Source organism: Microbacterium sp. HMWF026, assembly GCF_003061325.1.
Taxonomy (GTDB): Bacteria; Actinomycetota; Actinomycetes; order Actinomycetales; family Microbacteriaceae; genus Microbacterium; species Microbacterium testaceum_E.
Genome location: NZ_QAJB01000337.1, coordinates 1 through 2095 on the forward strand (window position 1 = coordinate 1; position 2095 = coordinate 2095).

General features: G+C 69.1%; 2 protein-coding genes. One reads left to right on the forward strand and one right to left on the reverse strand.

What is annotated here, in order from left to right; genetic code table 11:
* A partial coding sequence (locus DBR36_RS12630) for a nitroreductase family deazaflavin-dependent oxidoreductase (protein WP_108319903.1) occupies positions 1–427 on the reverse strand: 427 nt, incomplete at its 3' end.
* Positions 428–494: 67 nt separating this feature from the next.
* On the opposite strand from DBR36_RS12630, the gene DBR36_RS12635 reads away from it, so the two are divergent.
* On the forward strand, positions 495–2093 hold the full coding sequence (locus tag DBR36_RS12635; RefSeq protein WP_258222815.1) for an NCS2 family permease: 1599 nt from the start codon (positions 495–497) through the stop codon (positions 2091–2093).
* Positions 2094–2095: the final 2 nt, after the last annotated feature.

The following is a 2095-nucleotide window of genomic DNA, read 5'->3' on the forward strand; positions in this document are numbered from 1 at the left end:
GCTCGAGGACGAACAGCTCGATGCGACGGTCGGTCTTCTTCTGGTACTCGTCGTAGTCGGGCCAGACGTCGGTCGCGTAGCCCCACCACTCGTCGCGCTCGGCGCCCTCGGCCATGTGCGCCTCGTACTCCTTCTTCACGTCGCCGTCCTGCAGGGCGACGCGGGAGTTCTTGACGAGGTTGAAGTACCACGCCGGGTGATCGGGAGCGCCACCCTTGGATGCCACGACGGCGTACTTGCCGTCGTGCTCGACGCGCATCAGCGCGGTCTTGCGCAGACCGCCCGTTTTGGCGCCGACGGTGGTGAGGACGATGATGGGTACGCCCCGCATGTCGGCGGACTCCTGGCCCCCCGTGGCTTCGTAGGTCTCCGCCTGGGTGCGGGCCCATTCGCTGGTGCTGGGTAGATACTCTCCTGAGAGTGACATAGCTCACACGATACGTCGGCGTCTCCCCCTCCGGTCCAGACCCTCCCCCTCTTTCCTGGAGCCCTTCATGAGCGCTTCCGCTCCCGAGACCACCACCGTTCCCGCACCGAAGAACCGTCTCGACAAGTTCTTCGAGATCACGGCGCGCGGCTCGACCGTCAGCGCCGAGATCCGCGGCGGTGTCGTCACCTTCGTGACGATGGCCTACATCGTCATCCTCAACCCGATCATCCTGTCGGGCACCCCCGACGTCTCGGGCAACGCCCTCGGCTTCCCGCAGGTCGCCGCGGTGACCGCCCTGACGGCGGGCGTCATGACGATGCTGTTCGGTCTGGTGACGCGGCTGCCGTTCGCCTTCGCCGCGGGACTGGGGATCAACTCGTTCCTCGCCGTCGGCATCGTGGGAGAGGTCACGTGGCCCGAGGCGATGGGGCTGGTCGTCATCAACGGCCTCATCATCGTGCTGCTCGCGGTCACGGGTCTGCGCCGCATGATCTTCGAGGCGGTGCCGCTCGCGCTCAAGACCGCGATCACGGTCGGCATCGGTCTGTTCATCGCCTTCATCGGCTTCGTCGACAGCGGCCTGGTCACCTCGACCGGGCTGAGCTCTCCCCCGGTCGGCCTGGGTGTCGGCGGGTCGATCGCGACCATCCCGACGGCCCTGTTCGTGCTCACGCTCGTCATCACCGCCGTGCTCCTGGTGCGCAAGGTCAAGGCGGCCCTGCTCATCGGCCTGCTCTCGGGCACCGTCATCGCCGTGATCGTCGAGGCGGTCGCCGGACTCGGCGCCAAGGCCGACGGCAACGCCGGCGGCTGGGGTCTGACCGTCCCGACGCTTCCCGCCCAGTGGGTGAGCCTGCCCGACCTGTCGCTCGTCGGCCAGGTCGACCTGGCCGGCTCGTTCGGGCGCATCGGCGTGCTCGCCGCGCTGATGCTCGTCTTCACGCTGGTGTTCACCAACTTCTTCGACGCGATGGGCACCATGACGGGCCTCTCGCGCGAGGCCGGCCTCGCCGCCCCCGACGGCACCTTCCCGCGCCTGCGCTCGGCGCTGGTCATCGAGGGCATCGGCGCCGTCGCCGGTGGTGCCACGTCGTCGTCGTCGAACACCGTCTTCATCGAGTCGGGCTCGGGCATCGGCGAGGGCGCGCGTACGGGTCTCGCGAACGTCGTGACGGGTGGACTGTTCCTGCTGGCGATGTTCTTCACGCCGCTGACGAGCATCGTCCCGAGCGAGATCGCCGCCGCGGCGCTGGTCATCGTGGGTGCGCTGATGATGGCGCAGATCCGCCACGTCGACCTGAGCGACCTGTCGGTGCTCATCCCGGTGTTCCTCACCGTGACGGTCATGCCGCTGACCTACTCGATCGCGAACGGCATCGGAGCGGGCTTCGTCAGCTGGGTGCTGATCCAGGCCCTCTCGGGTCGCGCGCGTCGGGTCAGCCCGCTGCTGTGGATCGTCGCGGCCGGCTTCGTCGTCTTCTTCGCCCGCGGTGGTGTCGCTGCTCGGCTGATCGCCGCCGCTCTTCGGGGCCCGGATGCCACGGCATCCGGGCCCCGTTTCCGTTACCGCCGGGACGGCGGGCGGCAGGCGACGCCGAAACCGCGCGCGGCGCCGCGCCCCGCCCCCCACGCCCCCCCGTTGAGTGTCCAAGAAACGCCGTGAGC